The organism is Vreelandella lionensis, assembly GCF_002087295.1.
Classification (GTDB): Bacteria; Pseudomonadota; Gammaproteobacteria; order Pseudomonadales; family Halomonadaceae; genus Vreelandella; species Vreelandella lionensis.
The window spans coordinates 18,232-40,197 of the sequence record NZ_MWVI01000012.1 but is presented as its reverse complement, the minus strand read 5'-3'; the positions used below and the strand labels follow the sequence as shown (position 1 = coordinate 40,197).

14 protein-coding genes and 8 pseudogenes are annotated in these 21,966 nt (G+C 58.0%); 3 read left to right on the top strand and 19 right to left on the bottom strand.

The features are described from left to right. Positions 1 to 74 precede the first annotated feature (74 nt). Positions 75 to 713, top strand: coding sequence for a hypothetical protein (locus tag B4967_RS01435; RefSeq protein WP_083023151.1), 639 nt, complete (start codon positions 75 to 77; stop codon positions 711 to 713). 2 nt (positions 714 to 715) lie between these two features. On the opposite strand, the gene gloA is transcribed toward B4967_RS01435, so the two are convergent. Further along, complete coding sequence (gene gloA / locus B4967_RS01430) at positions 716 to 1,156, bottom strand: lactoylglutathione lyase (protein WP_083023148.1); 441 nt, start codon at positions 1,154 to 1,156, stop codon at positions 716 to 718. 214 nt (positions 1,157 to 1,370) lie between these two features. On the opposite strand from gloA, the pseudogene B4967_RS01425 reads away from it, so the two are divergent. Further along, a pseudogene (locus B4967_RS01425) lies at positions 1,371 to 2,440 on the top strand (metal-dependent hydrolase). 25 nt (positions 2,441 to 2,465) lie between these two features. Here the strand turns inward: B4967_RS01425 and B4967_RS01420 are convergent. The 8 genes and pseudogenes from B4967_RS01420 to rho form a co-directional block, all read right to left on the bottom strand. Continuing rightward, positions 2,466 to 3,194: an MliC family protein gene (locus tag B4967_RS01420; RefSeq protein WP_083023146.1), complete on the bottom strand. Its 729-nt coding sequence runs from the start codon at positions 3,192 to 3,194 to the stop codon at positions 2,466 to 2,468. A gap of 49 nt (positions 3,195 to 3,243) precedes the next feature. Continuing rightward, positions 3,244 to 3,756: a DUF3087 family protein gene (locus B4967_RS01415; RefSeq protein WP_083023145.1), complete on the bottom strand. Its 513-nt coding sequence runs from the start codon at positions 3,754 to 3,756 to the stop codon at positions 3,244 to 3,246. Positions 3,757 to 3,835: 79 nt separating this feature from the next. After that, a pseudogene (locus tag B4967_RS01410) lies at positions 3,836 to 4,901 on the bottom strand (3-deoxy-7-phosphoheptulonate synthase). Positions 4,902 to 5,209: 308 nt separating this feature from the next. Beyond that, the gene (locus tag B4967_RS17990; RefSeq protein WP_161491459.1) at positions 5,210 to 5,350 is read right to left on the bottom strand and encodes a hypothetical protein; all 141 of its coding nucleotides are present in this window, start codon (positions 5,348 to 5,350) and stop codon (positions 5,210 to 5,212) included. Positions 5,351 to 5,463: 113 nt separating this feature from the next. Further along, positions 5,464 to 5,592: a hypothetical protein gene (locus B4967_RS19990; protein WP_279384626.1), complete on the bottom strand. Its 129-nt coding sequence runs from the start codon at positions 5,590 to 5,592 to the stop codon at positions 5,464 to 5,466. A gap of 65 nt (positions 5,593 to 5,657) precedes the next feature. Beyond that, entirely contained in the window at positions 5,658 to 6,425 is a 768-nt protein-coding gene (locus B4967_RS01400; RefSeq protein WP_083023141.1) for an NAD(P)H-flavin reductase, read from the bottom strand. 41 nt (positions 6,426 to 6,466) lie between these two features. After that, positions 6,467 to 7,960: a 4-hydroxy-3-polyprenylbenzoate decarboxylase gene (ubiD, locus tag B4967_RS01395; RefSeq protein ID WP_083023139.1), complete on the bottom strand. Its 1,494-nt coding sequence runs from the start codon at positions 7,958 to 7,960 to the stop codon at positions 6,467 to 6,469. A gap of 65 nt (positions 7,961 to 8,025) precedes the next feature. After that, the gene (gene rho / locus B4967_RS01390) at positions 8,026 to 9,225 is read right to left on the bottom strand and encodes a transcription termination factor Rho (protein WP_083023137.1); all 1,200 of its coding nucleotides are present in this window, start codon (positions 9,223 to 9,225) and stop codon (positions 8,026 to 8,028) included. Positions 9,226 to 9,749: 524 nt separating this feature from the next. Here rho and ppx point away from each other — a divergent pair. Then, a pseudogene (ppx, locus tag B4967_RS01380) lies at positions 9,750 to 11,297 on the top strand (exopolyphosphatase). Here ppx and tilS (B4967_RS18580) read toward each other — a convergent pair. The 10 genes and pseudogenes from tilS (B4967_RS18580) to B4967_RS01335 all read right to left on the bottom strand — a co-directional run bounded on the left by tilS (B4967_RS18580) (position 11,294) and on the right by B4967_RS01335 (position 21,964). Beyond that, positions 11,294 to 11,506 (bottom strand): tRNA lysidine(34) synthetase TilS, encoded by a 213-nt coding sequence (gene tilS / locus B4967_RS18580; protein WP_243470270.1) that lies wholly within the window; start codon positions 11,504 to 11,506, stop codon positions 11,294 to 11,296. The pseudogene ppx and the gene tilS (B4967_RS18580) sit on opposite strands and share 4 nt — an antisense overlap. A 186-nt stretch (positions 11,507 to 11,692) precedes the next feature. After that, positions 11,693 to 12,462, bottom strand: a pseudogene (gene tilS, locus B4967_RS18575) (tRNA lysidine(34) synthetase TilS); the annotation flags it as partial. A 100-nt stretch (positions 12,463 to 12,562) separates the two neighbouring features. Then, a pseudogene (locus B4967_RS01370) lies at positions 12,563 to 13,445 on the bottom strand (acetyl-CoA carboxylase carboxyltransferase subunit alpha). A gap of 220 nt (positions 13,446 to 13,665) precedes the next feature. Then, positions 13,666 to 17,165: pseudogene (gene dnaE / locus B4967_RS01365) on the bottom strand (DNA polymerase III subunit alpha). Between the two features lie 42 nt (positions 17,166 to 17,207). Beyond that, complete coding sequence (gene rnhB, locus B4967_RS01360; RefSeq protein ID WP_062373289.1) at positions 17,208 to 17,825, bottom strand: ribonuclease HII; 618 nt, start codon at positions 17,823 to 17,825, stop codon at positions 17,208 to 17,210. Beyond that, positions 17,815 to 18,989 (bottom strand): annotated as a pseudogene (gene lpxB / locus B4967_RS01355) (lipid-A-disaccharide synthase). Before lpxB ends, rnhB begins: the two are co-directional and overlap by 11 nt. A 28-nt stretch (positions 18,990 to 19,017) precedes the next feature. Next, positions 19,018 to 19,785, bottom strand: a complete 768-nt coding sequence (gene lpxA, locus B4967_RS01350; RefSeq protein ID WP_083023134.1) for an acyl-ACP--UDP-N-acetylglucosamine O-acyltransferase — start codon at positions 19,783 to 19,785, stop codon at positions 19,018 to 19,020. Continuing rightward, positions 19,782 to 20,225, bottom strand: a complete 444-nt coding sequence (gene fabZ / locus B4967_RS01345; protein ID WP_044629712.1) for a 3-hydroxyacyl-ACP dehydratase FabZ — start codon at positions 20,223 to 20,225, stop codon at positions 19,782 to 19,784. The genes lpxA and fabZ overlap by 4 nt, the downstream gene beginning before the upstream one ends. 147 nt (positions 20,226 to 20,372) lie before the next feature. After that, positions 20,373 to 21,412: pseudogene (gene lpxD / locus B4967_RS01340) on the bottom strand (UDP-3-O-(3-hydroxymyristoyl)glucosamine N-acyltransferase). Between the two features lie 51 nt (positions 21,413 to 21,463). Further along, positions 21,464 to 21,964, bottom strand: coding sequence for an OmpH/Skp family outer membrane protein (locus B4967_RS01335; protein ID WP_083023188.1), 501 nt, complete (start codon positions 21,962 to 21,964; stop codon positions 21,464 to 21,466). Positions 21,965 to 21,966: the final 2 nt, after the last annotated feature.

The following is a 21,966-nucleotide window of genomic DNA, read 5'->3' as shown; positions in this document are numbered from 1 at the left end:
AAACGAGCCATTCAAGTTACCGTCAGCTTTAAGCTCGTATACTCGACACATTGGCGCTAAGTGAGGCCCGACCTATGATTTTCTCTATCGTACTGCTAAAGCGGCGTGTTTGGTTACCCTGGGTGAACACGATGCGCGGCTTGTTGCTGTGTACACTCACGCTGCCGCTGCTGGGCTTACCGGTGCTTGCGGCACCACCGTCTCTGGAGACGCCCGCCACCCCGATTGCCACTGCGCAAAGCGCGGGGGTTTACTTGAAAGGCCGCATTAGCGAGCGGTTCGGTAATAGCTTCATTCTTGAAGATGAGAGCGGTCGCGTCTTAGTCGATACCTGGCCGGAGGGGCGTTCAGCACTCACTGCGACAGCGGGTGATGAGATCGGTGTGTTTGGCCTGCCGACGGGCCAGCGCATGCAGGCTCGCTGGCTGTTGATCGGTGAAACGCTCGTAGAAGTGGAGGAGCCCTACGCGTCTCGCTTACCCGGCGACCGCTTGAACCGCTCCGTCCCAATCTCCGCGCCTCCGCTCACCGAGCGGCCTAATAGTGATGCTTTTTTTATGCAGCGCGCCGAGCAGGCGGGTTATCAACCGCTGGGCGGCGTCGAGTACAAGCCTCGCCATGTGGAGCTACGCGCAATGAACCCCTATGGCGAGGTGGTTGAACTCCATATGGAGTTCAGTGGCGACATCTATAAAGAGCGCCACCGAGAGTAGTTTTACCAGCTACCGCTGTTTTCCATGGAAGCCCAGGGCTCCTGGGGGGCCAACGCATCGCCTTTTTGCAGCAGCTCCACGGAGATACCGTCTGGCGATTTCACGAAGGCCATGTGACCATCGCGGGGCGGGCGGTTGATGGTGACGCCGTTATCCTGCAGATGCTGGCAAAGGGCGTAAATGTCGTCGACACGGTGTGCTAGGTGTCCAAAATTACGACCGCCAGTGTACTCCTCTGGGTCCCAGTTGTAGGTCAGCTCAAGCTCAGGGGCCGTGAGGCGCTCGGAGCGCGCTTCATCTTCAGGAGCCGCCAGGAACACCAGCGTAAAACGGCCCTTTTCGTTCTCTTTGCGGCGCACTTCTTTCAGGCCGAGCAGGTCACAATAAAAGTGAAGCGAGGCGTCTAAGTCGCTGACACGTACCATGGTGTGTAAAAACTGCATGTCATTTCCTCTTCATTGAAGAATGGTAATTATATCCCGTGCTACCGCCGAGTGCGGTGCCGAGCCGGTCACGTAGCACCATTAAAACATAGACAATAGTGCGACAGTAAAATAGAAAGTAGACACGTTGTATAATGGCGTCACGGCTGTTCATCTAGTGTGTCACTCTTCAGTGACAATCACGATTCGCTATCAGCACGTCGAGGAGAGGTCTGTGGATTCGATTACGCAAGCGGCGCTTGGCGCAGCGGTAGGTGGTGCCGTGTTAGGTAAGCGCCTGGGCCGCAAGGCCATTCTGATCGGTGCGCTGCTAGGCACCCTGCCCGATCTGGACGTCGCGCTGGATTATGGCGACGCCATTGCCAATGTCACGGAGCATCGCGGGTTTAGCCATTCACTGTTCGCACTGACGGGTCTTGGCACGCTGCTGGCCGTGCTGAGTGCCCGCTTTGCTCCAGCCCGGGACATCTCGTTGGGTCGCTGGTGGTGCTTTTTTACGTTGATATTAGTGACTCACCCGCTGCTCGACTCGCTGACCACCTACGGCACGCAGTTGCTCTGGCCGCTAGACGCCCCGCCCGCCGCGTGGCCTATCGTCTTCATCATCGATCCGTTCTACACGCTACCGCTGCTTATGGCGCTGATCATCGGCAGCGTGTCGGGCAAGGTACGCAGTGCCTGCCGCACGGGGCTGGTCATCTCCTGCGCTTACCTCATGATGGCCGCAGGTGCCAAATGGAGCGTCGAGCAGCGCCTAACGCCAGCCCTAGCCGAGGCGGACTTACAAGCAGCCCCCGTGCTCATCCAACCCACGCCGTTCAATATCGCACTATGGCGGGCAACGGTCATCGATGAAGACCGCTATTACGAGAGTTTGATCAGTGTATTCGATCGTGCCGAGTCCTCGCACTGGAACCGCTGCGTCGTAACGTCGAACTGGAGGCCAGCGCTTTGGAGGGACCGCTAGGGCAGCGGCTGACGTGGTTCACCGGGCCGTTTTTACGTTTCGAAACCCGTGATATCAATGGCCAAGAGACGCTGATCGCCACCGACATTCGGTTGGGCTTCCCAGGCTTTCACCCCTTCAACTTCACCTTGGCAACCCGTGAGGGCGACCACTGGATGCCGGTGGCCGTTAGCGAAGAAGTAGACAGCCCGAGAGGATTACACATGGCCACGCTGGCGCGGCTTGCCGCGCGAGCGGGTGGCGATGTATCAGCTCTGTGCGCCAGCGATTACGTGGAACCGCAGTGGCGCGCAGAGCCGTTTCTGTACCGCTGCTAGTGGCTGAGATGCTAGATCATGATGGCTAGGGCGCGATGCCCTGGCCGCACCCTTTGTACTGTTCGCCACCGATGGTGAGCGTGACGCGAGCAGGATAAGGCTCGCCACTCATGTCATCGAAGCAGGCACCCGATTCAATGCGTACGCGGAAAAACTGCTCGGCGTTAGCGTTCTCGATCACTACCCTGCCTGCCTCGTTGTCCATCACGCTGACCATATAAGGCATGGTGGTGGTGTCGCTGCCGTAGTTGGTAGTCCAGGTCATTACTGGCGCATCGTTCGCCAGTTCAATCGTCCAACCCGGCTCGTTGCCGCGGGCTAACAACATCACGCCTGGGTGGCTTGACCGGGTCGCAATCTCCCGGTCAACCCCTTGCTGGCACTGCAATTGCCCACGGGGCGTTTCAATTTGCGCCTGATCGCCGCGGTTCCAGAAGCTGATATCGCCATTTTGATAGCGGGCACCGCTGGCCACCACGGCTTGAGGCAGTCGCCACGCGCCATGTAGCGACCACAGCCGTAACTCCTCACCATTGACGGCCGTCACTAAGTCTTGATTGGCTGGTTGGCAGTTCCAAGCTTGAAAGCGCTCAGCGCTACCGGGAAACAGCACCGAAGGCAACAATGGTGCGCTGCTCTGCACGGTGGTTTTTACCGGCTGCTCCGGGGCGGGCGCACTGGTCGCGCAGCCCGCTAGCAGTAAACCGGCAGCCACCACCGTGGCGAATCGTAGTGACGTAACATTAGCACTCATTGAATACGCTCCCTGTTAATCCCTCATCGGTAATACCCTTGCGCGCGACTTACTTTTGTTTGAAAGCGCTCAAGTCATGCGGGTCAAACGTGGTGACTTCTTTGGGTAGGCCCAACGCTTCACGCTTCACTTTAACCTGCATTTTTTCCGCTAAACGCTCGGCATCGTCGTCGGTGGTGCGGCCATTTAGCTCGGCAAGCTGGGCCATGCCCTGATGGTAAAAGGTCAGAATATCCAGCGCTAGGCGATTATCCTGCTCCACCTCGCGGCGCAGTGGCTGTAAGTAGCTACTGATGCGCGACAGGTGATGCTTGAGCTGCCAAACATAGCGCATCTCAGTCATCCATGGGCGCTCTCTTAACGCAGCGAACATAGCGCTGGTGGCAAGCAGGCCCAACAATACGCCCAGCGCGTTCAGCCAGACGCTGCTGCCAAAGGTAGTGGTGAGGAGCATGGAAAACAGCAGGCCAAAAATAATCAACTGTCCGGCCATCGCTACGCTGATAATGCGAGCTTTACGCCGGTACGTTTCGGGATCGTGCTGTTCAAGGGAAAAGGCCATGGCCAACCTCGTGATCAAAAGGAACTCTTATGATACGGGGCTGGCCGGGGCAGTCAACGCACTAGGATTTGTACGAAAACTAAGCAATACGCTCAGCGGCAGTTTTTAGCAGTCGCTCAGTGGTTTCCCAGCTTACGCAAGCGTCGGTGACCGATACACCGTAACGCAGCGCGTTGGGGGCAAGCGTTTGCTTGCCTTCGAACAGGTGACTCTCCAACATCAGCGCGACCAAGTTGGCATCGCCCTCTTGACGCTTGGGCTAATACATCCAGCATTACTTCGCTTTGGCGGCGGTGATCTTTGCGGGCATTGGCGTGGCTGCAGTCCACCATCAAACGCGGATTCTGGCCTGCTTCGCGCAGTGTATTAACGGCGCTGCGTACATGGTGGGCTTGGTAGTTGGGCTCGCCGTGGCCGCCGCGTAGCACCACGTGGGTGTGCGGGTTGCCTGCGGTCTCCTGCATGATAGGGCGGCCCTGGCGATCCATGGCGAAACGCTGATGGGAGTGGGCGGCAGCCTGCATAGCATCAATGGCCACCTGCACATCGCCGCTGGTGGCATTTTTGAATCCTACGGCAGCGCTGAGGTCGCTGGCCAGCTCACGGTGCAGCTGGGATTCCGTCGTGCGCGCCCCAATCGCTACCCAGCTCAGCAGGTCATCCAGGTACGGGGCTAACATGGGCTGTAACAGCTCGGTGGCCACCGGCAGGCCGCGGGAGGCGACGGCGTGCATTAGCTCACGGGAAAGCGCGATTCCCCGCGGCATGTCGCCACTGCCATCAAGATCAGGGTCGTAGACCAACCCCTTCCAACCGACCGTGGTGCGCGGCTTTTCAACGTACACTCGCATCACTGGCAAAATCTGCTCGCTCACCTCATCGCTGAGCGCTGCTAGCCGGTCCGCATACTCCAAGGCAGCATCCGGGTCGTGGATTGAGCACGGACCCACTACGACCAGCAGGCGGTTATCTTGCCCGTTAAGGATATGCTGTACCGCTTGGCGCTGCTGGTCGATTTGTGCACTAAGCGTGCTATTCACCGCCACACGCTGGCGCAGCTCAGCGGGTAGCGGCAGCGCCGTCGCAGTCATAAGCGTGGAGGCCTGGGCAGTAGAGGAACAAGCGGTGTTGATTGGGGCATTCATAGGGTTAACTCTCCGAATTCGTATGACATAACGCGTGACATCGCATCATCAACTTGCCACCCAGGTGGGCACGATCGGAGGTGGCAGCTTGCACCGAACGCGCGTCGCTAAATCGCCAGCCATAGCCGAGATAACGGATGGCGTTGGGGCTAGCGATTGGTGGGCGCGATAAGACATGGTGCAGCTCCTTAATAATCTACCTATGAAAAATGAGGGTTAATAAAACGAAAGAAGCCTCGGTGGGGTTACCCACCGAGGCTTCTTTGCATGCGGCAGGCAACCGGGGCGGTGTGCCTGTTGGCGCGACGCTAGGCGTCGGCCAGGGGCACACCGTGGCTAAACCAATACGCTGCATAGTTAAAGCTATAGGAAGTACCCACCTTCGCCCAGGCCCCAACCACCGTTTCCGGTTTGGTGTGAGTGCGCTGTAAAGGCTTGCCATGTGGCATGGTTACTTCCTCAATATGACGTGTGTACTACGTAATGACCTAATCCTGCCTGCCTGCGCGCTAAATGGCAACTAGCAATTACCGCAGAGCGTTCAATTTCCTAGCGACGAGTATTAGCTGCTAAACGCCTGAATCCAGCCAATAGTGGCAGGCAGTGCGCTCATACCTACCAATACCACGATACCGAGAATAATCGGCAGAATGCCGGAATCGTCTTTAAAATTATCGTCGTGATGGGCCATGAAAGCCTCCTAGTGATCAGTAGTATCTACGGTGTATGCCGTACGTCAGAGAGTGGCCGACCATTTTAGTGAGGGCGGGGTGCGTAGGCAAATACATCCGAGAACATTCGCTCACTGCTGACCCCAAGGCGCTCCAGAACATCTACGCAGGCATATACCATGCCCGGCGAGCCTGAAAGATAGATATCGCAGTCGCTGGGCGTGATCGGCGCATTCGACAGCTCGCCCTCTAACACCAAATCAACGCGCCCCTGATGGTGGGCAATGCGCTCGCCTGGTGCCAGCGGCTCGGTCAGCGGAAATTCGGTGACCGCATGAAACGCAACGTTTTCATACTGCTGCGCCCACTCGCAGGCAAGGTCTTCCGCATACAAATCGCGGTGCTCACGGTTCGCCCACCATAGTGAAATGGGCCGTGCGGGCTGGTCACGAAGCGCGGCTTCGACGATGGCCTTCATTTGGGCAAAGCCGGTCCCTGCGGCAATCAACAGCAGCGGGCGCTCACTTTGCGTATCCAGCACGCAATCACCGCTGGGCAGGCGCACCGTTAGCTGGTTGGCTACCTGCAACAGTTGGCGCAGCCGCTGGGAGTTATCACGCTCGGGCCAGTGCTGAATTTGCAGCTCCAGCGTGCCATCGCCACGGTCACAGCTAGCAATCGAGAAAGGCACCCAAGTGGCCTCGTCTAGCATTAGTTCAAGGTACTGACCAGGGGCGTGCTGCATTGCTTCAGCGCGACCGGCAAGCGTGACTTTAAATACGTCAGGATTAAGATCCTCGACGGCGGTGACTTGGCAGGTTAGCGTTTTACACGTTAACGTCCTAGCGCTCATGAAAGCCTCTTTATGGAAAATCGTTCGGCCCATACGGCCGATTAACCGTGGCGCGGTGTGGGTAGCGGAATATCAATGCCCAGCTCATCCCAACGCTCGTCAACGCGGGCTTTCACCGTCTCATCCATCACGATGGGAGTGCCCCACTCCCGGTCGGTTTCGCCGGGCCACTTGTTCGTTGCATCCAGCCCCATCTTGGAGCCAAGTCCGGATACCGGTGAGGCGAAGTCGAGGTAGTCGATAGGCGTGTTTTCCACCATCACCGTGTCGCGGGCAGGATCCATGCGCGTGGTAATCGCCCACATCACGTCTTCCCAGTTACGCGCATCCACATCATCATCCAGCACGATGACGAACTTGGTGTACATAAACTGGCGCAGGAAGCTCCAAACCCCCATCATCACGCGCTTCGCGTGGCCGGGGTACTGCTTCTTCATCGTCACAACCGCCATACGATAGGAGCAGCCTTCCGGCGGTAAATAGAAGTCGACGATCTCGGGGAACTGCTTGCACAGAATGGGCACGAACACTTCGTTAAGCGCTACGCCTAAAATGGCGGGCTCATCGGGTGGACGACCGGTATAGGTAGAGTGATAAATGGCATCACGGCGCATGGTCATCCGCGTCACGGTAAACACAGGGAAATGATCCACTTCGTTATAGTAACCGGTATGGTCACCAAACGGCCCTTCCGGTGCCATATCGTCCGGGTAAATAAAGCCTTCCAGAATAATTTCGCTGGAGGCAGGGACTTCCAGATCTGCGTGACCACATTTCACCAACTCGGTACGCGAACCGCGCAGTAGGCCAGCAAAGGCGTATTCTGAGAGCGAATCGGGCACCGGTGTGACCGCGCCTAAAATAGTCGCCGGGTCAGCGCCTAGCGCCACGGCAACGGGAAAGGGCTCACCGGGATGGGCTTTTTGAAACTCAAGAAAGTCCAGCGCTCCACCGCGGTGGGAGAGCCAGCGCATAATCAGGCGATTCTTGGCGATTTTCTGCTGGCGATAAATCCCCAGGTTCTGGCGCTTTTTATGCGGGCCTTTGGTAATGACCAGCGGCCAAGTGACAAGCGGTGCCGCATCGCCGGGCCAGCAGTGCTGAATCGGCAAACGACCTAAATCCACTTCCTCCCCTTCGTAAACGACTTCCTGCACAGGCGCGCGCTTAACGGTGTTGGGCGCCATGCTGGGCACCTGCTTAAAGATCGGCAGCTTATCCCAGGCATCTTTCAGGCCTTTGGGCGGGTCTGGCTCTTTCAGAAATGCCAGCAGCTTCCCCACTTCACGCAACGCTTCTACTGAATCCTGGCCCATACCCAGCGCTACCCGCTTCGGGGTGCCGAACAGGTTGCCCAGTAGCGGCATATCGTGGCCCTTTACATTTTCAAACAGCAGTGCAGGGCCGCCGGCGCGCAGCGTACGGTCGCAGATTTCAGTAATTTCTAGGTAAGGATCAACTTCCGCTTTAACTCGCTTTAGCTCACCCTGGGCTTCAAGCGCCGCAATAAAATCGCGCAAGTCGTTATACTTCAAAGCACTCTCCTCAACGCGGCTGTCAGACGCTGCTCTTGCAAACGCATGGCAGTAGATGCAGCGCCTTAACGACGCTTCATCGCTTCAAAGAATTCCAGATTGGACTTGGTATCTTTCAGACGATCAATCAGGAACTCGGTCGCTGCGGTATCTTCCATCGGGTTAAGCAGCTTGCGTAGAATCCACATGCGCTGCATTTCTTCTTCAGAGGCCAGCAGGTCTTCACGACGAGTGCCGCTGCGACGAATGTTGATCGCAGGGAAGACGCGTTTTTCAGCCAGCTTGCGGTCAAGGTGCGCTTCCATGTTGCCGGTGCCCTTGAACTCTTCGAAGATGACTTCGTCTATTTTCGAGCCGGTATCGACCAGCGCAGTGGCAATAATCGTCAGGCTGCCGCCCTCTTCGATATTACGCGCCGCACCAAAGAAGCGTTTCGGCTTCTCAAGGGCGAGGGCATCCACACCACCGGTCAGTACTTTGCCAGAGCGAGGCACCACGGTGTTGTAAGCACGCGCCAAACGGGTGATGGAGTCGAGCAGAATCACCACGTCTTTTTTGTGCTCAACCAAACGCTTGGCTTTCTCGATGACCATTTCGGCCACCTGAACGTGGCGGGCGGGAGGCTCGTCGAAGGTAGAGGCGACCACTTCACCGCGTACGGTGCGGGACATCTCGGTGACTTCCTCCGGGCGCTCATCAATCAGTAGCACGATCAGATGGCACTCGGGGTTATTACGCGTGATAGACGTCGCGATGTTCTGCAGCATCAGCGTCTTACCCGCTTTCGGCGGAGACACTAGCAGGCCACGCTGACCCTTACCAATCGGCGCGGTCAGATCAATGATCCGAGCAGTGAGGTCTTCAGTAGACCCGTTACCGATCTCCATGCGCAGACGGTCGTCCGGGAACAGCGGCGTTAAGTTCTCAAAGAGAATCTTATGCTTGGCGTTTTCCGGGCGGTCAAAGTTGATCTGGCTAACTTTGAGCAGGGCAAAGTAGCGCTCGCCCTCTTTGGGCGGGCGGATTTTGCCGGAAATGGAGTCGCCTTTGCGCAGATTGAAACGACGAATCTGTGAGGGCGATACGTAGATATCGTCCGGTCCAGCGAGGTACGAGCTGTCGGCGCTACGCAGGAAGCCGAAGCCATCCTGAAGAATTTCCAGCACACCGTCGCCATAGATATCCTCGCCGCTTTTGGCGTGTTTCTTGAGGATGGCGAAAATGATGTCCTGCTTGCGCGAACGGGCTAAGTTGTCGATACCCATTTAGCGGGCGATATCGAGCAGCTCGGGAACGGTTTTTTGCTTGAGTTCAGTGAGATTCATCGGTGTGTTAGAAAATTGCTCATGAAAGCTAGGCGCTAGGCGCCGGGAATAAGACAGGAGGCTTGGCCTAAATATAGGGCTAAGCGCCGAGTGATGCGTTCAGAACCCCATCTAGGCACACGCTCGAGTGGTGAAAGCTGGGCAGTCGCTGTAACAATGCCTAAAGCATAACAATGACATCAATGACTGCTTGGCGTGAGGGTGCAAACAAACTAGTTAATCTGATTGGCACAGAAAAATGCTGTTTCAGCGGGTTATCTGACGACTTGGACATCTGGCTGATGCCATCTGGATACGTACTGCTCGGGGTGCCCGAGTCAGTGCGCTTGTTAGACGAACAAGCCAACTCGGATCAAGCCAGTAGCTCGATGGTAGTCAAGGCCCGCGACAAACGCAAGCCTTTGGCAATTGACAATAGTCAGAGGTCACCGCAACCTTGGCATAGCCAATTTGAAGGATAGCTCATGCCCAAGGACATTTCGCTCCCCATCGCCGCACCCACTGCCGAATTTGAGAGCGGTGAACCGCAGCGCCTAGCCGCCATTGACCTTGGATCCAATAGCTTTCACCTACTGGTTGCCAACTACCAAAATGAACGTTTACAAGTAGTGGCACGACTAGGTGAAAAGGTCCAACTGGCGGCAGGACTTGACGAGAACGGTTACCTCAGTGAAGCCGCCATGCAGCGCGCGCTCGACTGCTTGGGCCGTTTTGCGCCGTTTTTAACCGATATTGAAGGTCCCAACCTTCGCGTGGTGGGCACTAACGCCCTACGCGACGCCCACAACAGCCAAACGTTTATCGAGCGCGCGGAAGCCCAGCTTGGCCACGCCATCGAGATTATTGCCGGGCGCGAAGAAGCCCGCCTAATTTATTTGGGTGCCGCCCACGCCCTGGCCGAAAGCGGCCGCCGCTTGATTGTCGATATTGGCGGCGGCTCTACCGAGTTTATTATGGTGAAGCCTTTGAGGCCAAAGCGCTGGAAAGCCTGCGCATGGGTTGTGTCACGTTTACCGGACGCTTTTTTGCCGATGGCGAACTTACCGAAAAGCGCATGCGCCGCGCCGAGCTGGCAGCGCTTTCAGAGCTGGCCAACATCCAGCGCCCTTACCAGCGCTTAGGATGGGATGATCCGGTAGGCTCCAGGGCACGATTAAGGCCGCTGCCAGCGTGCTGCACGCTTACGGCGACACGCCCCAAGAGTGGGTGATTACCCGCAGCGGCTTGAAAAAACTGCGCGAGCGCCTGTTGAAATGCAAACATCTGGAAAAGGTCGAGCTGGACGGCCTCAAACCCGATAGGGCTCGGGTATTTCCGGTGGGCATTGCCATTTTGAGCGCCATTTTTGAAGCCTTCGACCTTCACCAAATGCGGTTTGCCGACGGCGCACTGCGTGAAGGCGTGCTCTATGACATGGCGGGGCGCAACAGCGCCGAAGATACCCGCTCCAAAACCCTCGACATGCTCAAGCGAGGGTATGACGTAGATACCCGGCAAGCAGAAAATGGGGCGGAAACCGCCAAGCACTTGTTTGCCGTAGTGAAGCAGCCGTGGGGCTTAACCGCCGAACAGGGCCACTATTTGAGCTGGGCAAGCCATGTGCATGAAATTGGGCTAGCCATCTCCCATAGCCAGTTCCACCGCCACGGCGCGTATCTATTAGAGCATTCGGACCTAGCCGGGTTTTCTCGCCCCGAGCAGCGCTTGTTGGCGTTTTTAGTGCGTGCTCACCCGCGTAAATTCCCGCTTAAGGAGTGGCAAGCGCTGCCTGCCTCACAGCAGCCAAGCGCGGCTAAGCTTGCCCGCTTGCTACGCCTCGCCGTGCTGATTAATCATTCGCGGCCTGAAGGCGCGCCCATGCCGCCCAAAATTGCTGCTGACAGCAACGGCGACGCGCTCACCATTCGCTGCCCCCCAGCGATGAACCCACGCTGCTCAGCACCGATTTAGAGCAGGAGCAGGCATTTATGGCCAACGCCGGGTTTGCGTTCAACCTGAATACGCCTTCCTAACCCTCGCGATGAAACGTCGCCCCTTCCGCCTGCCACAGAACGTTGGCAGGCGGTTGGAGCACGCCCAGACAGCGCCCTCCGACCATCACAACAATCAGCCGCTCCCGCTCCCAAGGCGGAAGCGCCCGTTCTTGCAGCAAGCGTTTGAGGTCGCGTCGGCCACGCCCAGGCAATACGAGCACTTCCCCGCCCTGCCGCCAGCGCAGCATGAACGGTTCTGCTAAGTAGGTGTCGCGTTCCAGGCGAAGCTGTAGCGGCCCAAAAGGAGTACTCACCCCTGGCTCTCCGTTCCAAGGCGCTTGCCAATCCGGCAACGCAGCCAACGGCGTCATAAGATAAAGCCTGCGCCGCCACACCCGCGCCTGGGCTCCGGGCCACTCTACTAGCACCTGGGCATCCTGGGCGGCGGTAAGCTGGCCGAGCAGGCTGGCCAGACGCGCCTGTGGAGGCGTTGGCAGCCTTAGCTGCTGACACAGCGTACGAACGAGCAGCCGCTGACGGGGTAACGGCAACGCGGCCAATGCCGACGCATCGAGACAGCCCGTTCCCAACGTAAGCACGGCCAACTCCTCGGCGGCGTAGCTGGCAAGGAGCGTGTCGGCCTCACCGGCCAAGCCAGCGCTCTTGGCCAACGAACGTACCGCATCAGGCCAGCGCTGAGTCAGCGTTGGCAGCACTTCGTGGCGCAAACGGTTGCGATCAAATTCAATATCGCGATTGGTGGGGTCTTCACACCAAGTCAGTGCCATAGCGTGGGCCGTATCGGCCAGAGTTTGGCGGCTGACGCTGAGCCAAGGGCGCACAAGCGTAATGCCTTGCCACTCCCGTTGATATGGCATGCCCGCCAACCCACGAATACCGCTCCCCCGCAGCGCTGCCAGTAAGAGGGTTTCCGCTTGATCATCCTGATGCTGACCAAGCCATAGCGCGTCACCCGGCTTCACATGCTGCGCAAAGGCCGCGTAGCGAGCGCGCCTAGCAGCGCCCTCTACCCCTTCGCCTCGCGATTCAATCGCCACCGCTCAACCGTTAGCGGCACGCCAAGGCGCTGACACAGCTGTTGGCAGTGGGTTTCAAAGTCGGCCGCCGCCGCCTGTAGGCCGTGATTAACATGTAGGGCGCGTAGCAATTGGCCGCTGTCTTGGCAGGCCTCCGCGGCTAGCATCAGCAGCAGCGACGAGTCCAAGCCACCGGAGAGCGCGACCCAAATGCAACGCCCCGGCGGGGGTTGCGCCAGGGCGTCGTGAAGCAAGCGCAAAAGCCGTTTAGGCGGCTGGGGCGCCATAGCTCATCAGGCGCTCATAGCGGCGCTCAAGCAGGGCATCACTATCCAGCGCTTGCAGGCGCTCAAGGCTGGCAGAGAGCGCGTCTTTAACCCGCGCTGCGGTGTCTATCGGGTGACGATGGGCGCCGCCCAACGGCTCTTTGATCAGCGAATCTACAAAGCCCAGCTCTTTTAAGCGCTCGGCGGTGATTCCCATGGCCTGAGCCGCATCGGAGGCTTTTTCGGCGCTCTTCCACCGAATGGAGGCGCAGCCTTCCGGCGAAATGACCGAGTAAGTGGAGTACTGCAGCATATGCAGTTCGTCGCACACCCCAATCGCCACGCGCCGCCTGAGCCACCCTCGCCCACCACGGTGGAAATAATCGGCGTCTTCAGGCGCGACATCACCGCCAGGTTATAGGCAATCGCTTCCGACTGACCACGCTCTTCCGCGTCGATACCGGGATACGCGCCGGGAGTATCGATAAACGTCAGAATGGGCATTTTAAAGCGCTCAGCCATTTCCATTAAGCGGCACGCTTTGCGGTAGCCTTCCGGGCGCGGCATGCCAAAATTACGGCGCACTTTCTCTTTAACATCGCGGCCTTTTTGGTGGCCAATTACCATCACCGGCGCATCGTTTAGGCGTGCAACGCCGCCAACGAGGGCAGCGTCATCCGCAAATTTTCGGTCACCGTGCAGCTCATCGAAATCGGTAAAAATATGTTCTAATAATCCAGCGTATAGGGGCGCTGGGGGTGCCGCGATAGCTGGGAAACCTGCCAAGGGGTCAAATCTTTGAAGATTGATTCCGTTAACTTGCGGCTCTTCTCCTCCAGCCGTGAAATCTCATCTGAGAGGTTCACCTGGCTGTCGGAGCCCACCAAACGCAGCTCCTCAATTTTTGCCTGGAGTTCCGGCAACGGGCTGTTCAAAATCGAGATAGTTAGGATTCATCGGCTCTGCCTGTAAGCTGCCTATAAAAAATAAGCCTTGTCGAAACGAGCATCTATGGGGCCATTATCGCACCCTGACCCTGCCACGCAAGGCACTACCCGTTCAATTCAGCGCCAGCGCTTTCAAGGACGCTTGCGCTCTTGTTCATTAACGGTAGCGTAACTGGACGCCCACCTGCCCTTGCACATCGCGCAGAGCGAGCAGCAGATCATCGCTAGGCGCGACTTTCCACTCCTCCGCCAGCTCCAGCCAAGCGACAGCATCGGGGTGGCGATATTGAAGTCGCACGGGTAGGCCGGTGTTATCCCGGTAGGGTGTCAAGCTATCCCGCAAGCTTTCGACCAGCCGGCCGTTAATCTGCCCGGCGTCCAATGCCAGCTCAACGGACTGGCCGTAGCGCACCCGCGCGGTCACCATCGGCGTCACGTCTTTACCGCGCAGGCGCAGCCCGCCGGAGAAGTCATCGCTGGAGACTTCGCCCTCCACGATAATGACTTGGTCTGACTCAATTTGGCCACGTAGCTGCTCAAAGAGTTCACCAAACAGCGATGCCTCAATGCGCCCAGTGCGATCATCCAGGGTGATAAACGCCATGGTGTCGCCCCGCTTGGACTTCATGGTACGCATGGCGACCACTAAGCCTGCCACCCGCTGCGGCTCCCGAGAGGGTTTCAAATCGCTGATACGGGTCGACACGAAGCGCTTGAGTTCGCGTTCGTACTCGTCGATGGGGTGTCCGGTCAGGTAGAGCCCCAGAGTGTCTTTTCACCAGAGAGCCGCTCGCGATCGGTCCACTCACGGACATGGCGATACTCGGCGTAGACATCGCTGGCTTCTTCCTCGGCAGCAAAGGCATCGCCAAACATATCCTGCATACCCAGGTTCTGGTTGGCGTGATTCTGCGCGGCGGCTTTGAGCGCATCTTCCATCGCCGCAAACAGCACCGCCCGGTTAGGCCCAAGGTTGTCCAATGCGCCAGAGCGAATAAGCGCTTCCAACGTACGCTTGTTCATCCGCTTTGGGTCGATGCGTCGGCAGAAGTCGAACAGATCTTTGTACGGGCCATCGGCTTGTCGCGCTTCCACAATCGCGCCAATCGGACCTTCACCAACGCCACGGATAGCCCCTAGGCCGTAAACCACGCGGCCTTCCGTATCCACGGTGAACTTGTAGCCACCTACGTTGACATCCGGCGGTGTCACCGTGAGCTTCAAGTGGCGGCACTCTTCGATCAGCGGCACCACTTTGTCCAGGTTGTCCATCTCTGTGGACATCACCGCCGCCATGAAGGGGCCTGGGTAGTGCGCCTTCAGCCATGCGGTCTGATACGACACCAGCGCGTAGGCTGCCGAGTGTGATTTGTTGAAGCCGTAACCGGCGAACTTTTCTACCAGGTCGAAGATGTTGCCCGCCAGGTCTTTATCGATGCCGTTGGCCGCACAGCCTTCCATAAAGCCTGCCCGCTGCTTGGCCATCTCTTCGGGCTTTTTCTTACCCATGGCACGGCGCAGCATGTCGGCTTGGCCGAGGGTATACCCCGCCATCACCTGGGCAATCTGCATGACCTGCTCTTGGTAGAGAATAATCCCGTAAGTGGGCGTCAGCACCGGTTTCAACAGGTCGTGCTGGTAATCAGGGTGTGGATAAGAGACTTCTGCCCGGCCATGCTTACGGTTGATGAAGTCATCCACCATGCCCGACTGCAGCGGGCCAGGGCGGAACAGCGCCACCAAGGCGATCATATCGTCCAAGGAGTCGGGCAGCAGGCGCTTAATAAGCTCCTTCATCCCGCGGGATTCGAGCTGGAAAACTGCCGTGGTCTCTGCCCGTTTGAGCATCTCGAATGTTTTGCCGTCATCCAATGGGATGGCGTCAATATTCAACGGCCCTTGGCCGTTAACGTCACGCACCTTGTCCACCATCTCAAGCGCCCAGTCGATGATGGTAAGGGTACGCAGGCCCAAAAAGTCGAACTTCACCAGCCCGGCGTCTTCGATGTCATTCTTATCAAACTGCACCACCAAGCCAGAGCCATCTTCGTCGCACAGCAGCGGCGAAAAATCGGTGAGCTTGGTGGGGGCAATGACCACGCCGCCTGCGTGTTTACCGGTGCCGCGGGTGGTGCCTTCGAGCTTCAGGGCCATTTCCCAAATCTCTTCGGCCTCTTCGTCGTTGCCAATGAAGTCCTTGAGCGCGGGCTCTTGCTCAATCGCCTTGGCTAGCGTCATTCCCACTTCAAAAGGAATCAGCTTGGAGAGCTTGTCGCCCAGCGAGTAGGGTTTGCCCTGGGCACGGGCCACGTCTCGCACCACCGCTTTGGCGGCCATGGTGCCGAAGGTGACGATCTGAGAAACCGCGTTGCGGCCATAGCGGTCGGCTACGTACTCGATGACCTTGTCACGCTTCTCCATACAGAAATCGACGTCGAAGTCGGGCATGGAGACACGCTCAGGGTTAAGAAAACGCTCGAACAGCAGGTCGTAGCCGATAGGGTCCAGGTCGGTGATTTTCTGCGCGTAGGCCACCAGAGAGCCGGCGCCGGAGCCACGCCCCGGCCCTACCGGCACGTTGTTATCCTTAGCCCACTGGATAAAGTCCATCACGATCAGGAAGTAGCAAGGGAAGCCCATCTGAATGATGACGTTGAGCTCGAACTCCAGACGGTCGCGGTAGCGCTGATCAATCTCGCGGAACGCCTCGCTATCGCGCGGATACTGCTCGGCGGGGAACAGAAAATCGAGCCGCTCCGTTAGGCCATCATGGGAGACCTTGCGGAAGAATTCATCCTGGGTCATGCCCTCGGGGATGCCGAACTCCGGCAGGAAGATCTCTCCCAAACGCACATTCACGCTGCAGCGCTCGGCAATCATCACGCTATTTTCCAGTGCTTCAGGGATATCGGCAAATAGCGCCGCCATCTCTTCTGGGCTTTTTAGGTACTGCTCTTCGGTTACGGCGCTCGCGGCGGGGGTCGTCCAACGCCTTGCCCTCGCCAATCGACACGCGGGTTTCGTGGGCCCAGAAGTCTTCCCGTTCCAGAAAGCGCACATCGTTGGTGGCGACAACCGGCGTATTCGTCTCGATAGCCAGTTGGACACTGGCATGCACACAGGCCTCTTCCAGCGGGCGACCGGTACGGATGAGCTCTAGGTAGAAGCGATCAGGGAACGCCTGCTGCCACTCTTCCAGCAGCAGCCGTGCTTCCCGCTCATGCTCAGAGAGCAAGTGGCGGCCAATCTCGCCCTCTCGACCACCCGACAGCGCGATGAGCCCTTCGCTTTGTGCCAGTACCCACTGCTTATCAAGAATCGCCCGCCCCTGGCGCTGCCCATCGGTCCACCCTTTGGAGATCAGCTCGGTGAGATTGCGGTAACCCACATCGTTCATCGCCAGCAGCGTAATGCGGTACGGGTGGGCTTCGTCGTGGGGTTCGCCAGCCAGAGGTCGCTGCCGACAATCGGCTTCAGCCCGGCGCCCTGGGCGGCTTTGTAGAATTTGACTAAGCCAAACAAGTTGGCTTCATCGGTGAGCGCCAGCGCCGGCATCCCGCGCTCAGCGGTCGTACTGACCAGTGACTTGAGTTTGACCAAGCCATCGACCAGAGAGTATTCACTGTGCAAACGAAGATGAACGAACGGAACCGTCATGAGACTCTCAGCATAAAACGCTAAATAAAATAAATAGAACGGCTACAGCAGCGCTAACTGGCGCTGTACCGGCGCGAAGCTTTTGCGGTGCTCTGCCAGCGGCCCGTGGGCTTCCAGCGCTGCCAGGTGCTCTTTGGTGGGGTAGCCCTTGTGCCGCGCAAACCCGTATTCAGGATAGCGCAGATCCAGCTCGGCCATTTGTGCATCCCGCGCTACTTTGGCCAAAATAGACGCAGCGGCAATGGCCGGATGGCGGGCATCGCCCTTCACTACGGCCTGACCCGGCAGCGCATGCCCCGGCAGCCGGTTACCATCCACCAGCAGATACTCCGCCTGGGGAGCTAGCGCATCCACTGCACGACGCATGGCCAGATGCGTCGCGTGATAGATATTGAGCGAGTCGACCTCCTCTGCGCTCGCTTCCGCTACTGCAAAGGCCAGCGCACGCTCGCGAATCAGCACATCCAGCGACTCACGCCTGCGAGCGGTGAGCTTCTTGGAGTCGGTTAAACCGTCGATGGGGGCCTTGAGGTCAAGAATCACAGCGGCAGCCACCACACTACCCACCAGCGGCCCACGCCCAACCTCATCGACCCCGGCCAAGAAGTCACCGGTATACTCCACGACTAGCGGTGGAAAGTCCGCTGGTTTAACCGCCATCAGGTTTAGCCTCCAGCAGCTCGCCTGCTACCAGGGCGGTAATGGCCTGCGCGGCACGCTCGCTGGCATTACGCTGCAGCGTCGCATGCATTGCGGCAAAGCGCACCTCCAGACCGTGACGCATCTCGGCATCGCTAAGTAGCTGGCCTATTTGCTCGGCAATCGCCTCCGGCGTGGCCTCGTGCTGAATCAGCTCTGGCACCACGCTCTCCTGGGCAATCAAATTTGGCAGCGAGATCCACTGGGTTTTCACCAACCGTTTGGCGAGCCAATGGGTCGCGGGCGCCATTTTGTACGCCACGAGCATGGCGCGGTGGCACAGCATGGCTTCCAACGCCGCCGTACCGGAGGTCAGCAGTACCGCATCGCTGGCGACCATCGCCTCACGGGCTTGGCCCTCCAGAAGCGTTACCTGCTGGGCCAATGCGGGGTAGCCTGCCAGCAGCTCGCGCAGCTCTTGATGGCGCTGAGCGGTTGCCGCGGGTACCACCACCTGTAAGCCCACGTGGCGCTGGCACAGCAGCGTGACTGCGTCCAAAAAAGTGGTGCCCATAAAGCGAATTTCGTTACCCCGGGAACCGGGTAGCAGCGCTAGTACCGGCGCGTTTGAGGCTAAGCCCAGCTCACGGCGAGCCGCGTTACGATCATTCTCCAGCGGCAGCTCGTCGGCCAGTGGGTGACCCACAAAGGCAACCGGCACGTGATGATGATGATAAAAATCGGCTTCAAAAGGCAGCAGCGTGAGCATGGCATCCACGGCTTTGGCGATATTCTTCACCCGGCCCTGACGCCACGCCCATACCGAGGGGCTCACGTAGTGAGCAGTGGTGACGCCAGCGGCGCGAAGCTGCTTCTCTAGGCCGATATTGAAGTCGGGAGCGTCGATGCCGATCATGATATCCGGCTGCCAGGCCAGCGCCTCTTCGCGCAGGGTGCGGCGTACGCGGATCAGTTCAGGCAGGTGCTTAAGCACCTCGACCAGTCCCATTACCGAGAGGGTTTCCAGAGGGAAGCGGCTAACCAGCCCCTGGGCTTCCATGCGGGGGCCGCCCATACCGCGAAACTCCACCTGGGGATGCGGGCGCGCAGCGCCTGCATCAGCCCAGCACCAAGGATATCGCCGGAGAGTTCGCCTGCCACAAGGTATACGCGCTGCAGTGTCATAGTGACGGGAGAGCCGGTTAGATGAGTATTAGCGAACGATACCGCGTGTTGAACGCTCGATGGAGTCAGCGAACAGGGCCACTTCAGGCAAATCAAAGCGATTACGCATTTCGCTCACTGCCTGCTCGACGGTTAAGCCTTGACGATAAACCAGCTTGTAGGCCGTGCTGAGTGCAGCAATCGCTTCGCGGCTAACCCCTCGGCGCTTCAACCCCACGAGGTTAAGCCCACGGGCTTCCGCGGGGTTGCCGTTAATCATCACATAGGCAGGAGTGTCTTTAGTGATAATCGAACCGCCGCCCGCCATGGCGTGATCGCCAAAGTGACAGAACTGATGCACTGCCGCCAGGCCGCCCAAAATAGCGTGATCACCTAGGGTGACATGGCCTGCCAGCGTGACTTGGTTCGCTAAAATGCAGTCATTGCCAATCACACAGTCATGCCCTACATGCACGTAGGCCATAAACAGATTACGTGAACCGATGGTGGTTTCGCTGCGATCCTGAACAGTGCCGCGATGGAGGGTCACCCCTTCACGAATGACGTTATCGTCACCCATCACCAGCCGCGTTGGCTCGCCCGCGTACTTTTTGTCCTGGCAATCTTCGCCCACCGAGGCAAACTGAAAAATACGCGTGCGCTCGCCTAGCACCGTGGGGCCTTTCACCACCACATGGGGGCCAATGACAGAGCCAGCGCCAATCGTGACATCTGGTCCAATCACGCTAAACGGACCGACCTCAACGTCGTCAGCAAGCTGTGCCGCTGGGTCGACCAATGCAGTAGGATGTATCAAGCCACCTTCCTCTCGGCACAAATGATTTCCGCTTCGCAGGCCAGCTCGCCGTCAACCGTGGCACGGCAGGCAAACTTCCAAATACCGCGTTTACCGCGAATCACATTCGCTTCAAGCGTTAATTGATCGCCAGGCATGACCGGGCGCTTAAAACGCACGTTGTCGCTGCCAACGAGATAATACACATAGCCATCAGCGGGCAACTTATTGACCGTTTTAAAGCCTAGAATACCGCATACCTGAGCCAGCGCTTCAACAACCAGTACCCCGGGCATAATCGGGTGATGAGGAAAGTGGCCATTGAAAAACGGCTCGTTGATGCTAACGTTTTTATACGCAACGATGGTTTCGCCCACGGTTAACTGCGTGACTCGATCCACCAGTAAAAATGGATAGCGGTGGGGCAAGTATTCGCGAATTTCGTTGATATCCATAACCATCGTAACGACCTCTAAAATGACAAAAGGCCTGAGCAGTATCAGGCGCGTACCAGCATTCCTGCTGGTAAAAAGGCAGTGGATTATAACCTGCTGCTATTAAGCCTCAAGCCATCTGCCCGGTAATTCTTTCCTTCTCAACCCGACGCCTTACCCGTCGCGCTGGCTTTTTTCCAGCCGCGCCAACCGTTTGGCAATATCCATCAAGCTGTTTAAAGCGCACCGCATTTTTACGCCATTGGGTGTTTGCTCATGGCCCCGGTCCCCGAAGAATAAACCCCCGGCTCATGAATTGAGTTGGTCACTAGGCTCATGCCGGTGACCTGAACGCCATCACAAATTGTGAGATGACCAGATAGGCCCACACCACCGCCCAACATGCAGTGTTTGCCCACTTTGGTGGAGCCTGCAATCCCTACACAGCCTGCTAACGCGCTGTGGTCCCCAATGGTAACGTTGTGGGCAATCTGCACTTGGCTGTCGATTTTGACATCGTTGCCAATGACGGTGTCACCTAACGCGCCTCGGTCAATACTGGAGCAGCTGCCCACTTCGACATCATCACCTAGCACCACGCCGCCAAGCTGAGCAATTTTGTGCCAGCCCGCACCATCATGGGCAAACCCAAAGCCATCACCACCAATCACACAGCCGCTGTGCAAAATCACTCGCTTGCCCACGACCACACCGTGGCAAACGGTGACATTGGCATGCAGCCGCGTGTCGTCACCGATGACACAGTCAGCGCCAATCACGCTACCGGCGCCAACCACTACACGGTCGCCCAGGACAACGCCTGACTCAATCACCGCATTGGCTTGGACGCAAACCTCGGCCCCAAGCGTCACGCCCTCTGCGACTACTGCAGAGGGATGAATACCCGGTACATCCCGCGCTGGCAGCGGATCAAATAGCTGGGAGAGCTTGGCGTAGCCCAAGTAGGGGTTATCCATCTCTAGGCGCGGCACAGGGCAGTTCTTGCCGTGCTCCGGGTGCAGCAGTACCGCTGCCGCTTTGGTGGTAGCGAGATCTTTTAAGTACGCACGGTTGGCTAAAAATGCGACTTGGTCTGGCGCTGCTTCCTTGAGCGTTGCCAAACCACGAATTGGCTGGTCGGCGTCGCCCTCGAAATCAACGTCCAGGTGACGTGCGATATCCGCAAGGGTGAGGTGATGAGAAGCGTGCGTCATGAGAGCCCAAGGAAGCAGTGGTGCGGCTAAGCCGCACCAGTAATCATTAAATTAGTTCAGCGAATCAAAAATCTGAGTGACTTCGTTCGTCACGTTGGGCAGGTCCGTCGAGGAGTGCAGCACGCCCTGAGGCTCAACCAACACGTCGATATTATGACGTTCTAACACCTGCTCTACCGCCTGTTCCAGCTTAGCTTCAGCCCCTTCTAGGAACTGTTGCTCTGAGGTCTGCTGGGCCTGTAGCACTTCACGGCGCAACTGTTCGAAGCGGCCGCCTTTCTGCTGAAGCTCGGCAATCAGCGATTCGCGCTCGGACTGGGACATAGTCTCCCCTTCCTGCTGCAGGCGGGTTTGCAGTTGCTGCAGCTCGCCGCCCAACGCTTCGGCTTCGCGCTGCTGGCTACCAATTTGTCCTTCCAACTGGCTCAGTGATGACTGAGCCGACTGGGTATTCATCAACGCAGTGCGCCAATCCAACACGGCCACTTCGGCAGCATAGGCAGGTAGAGTCATCGCCCCAAACAGGCACACAGCGGCGGTCAGTTTACGCATCA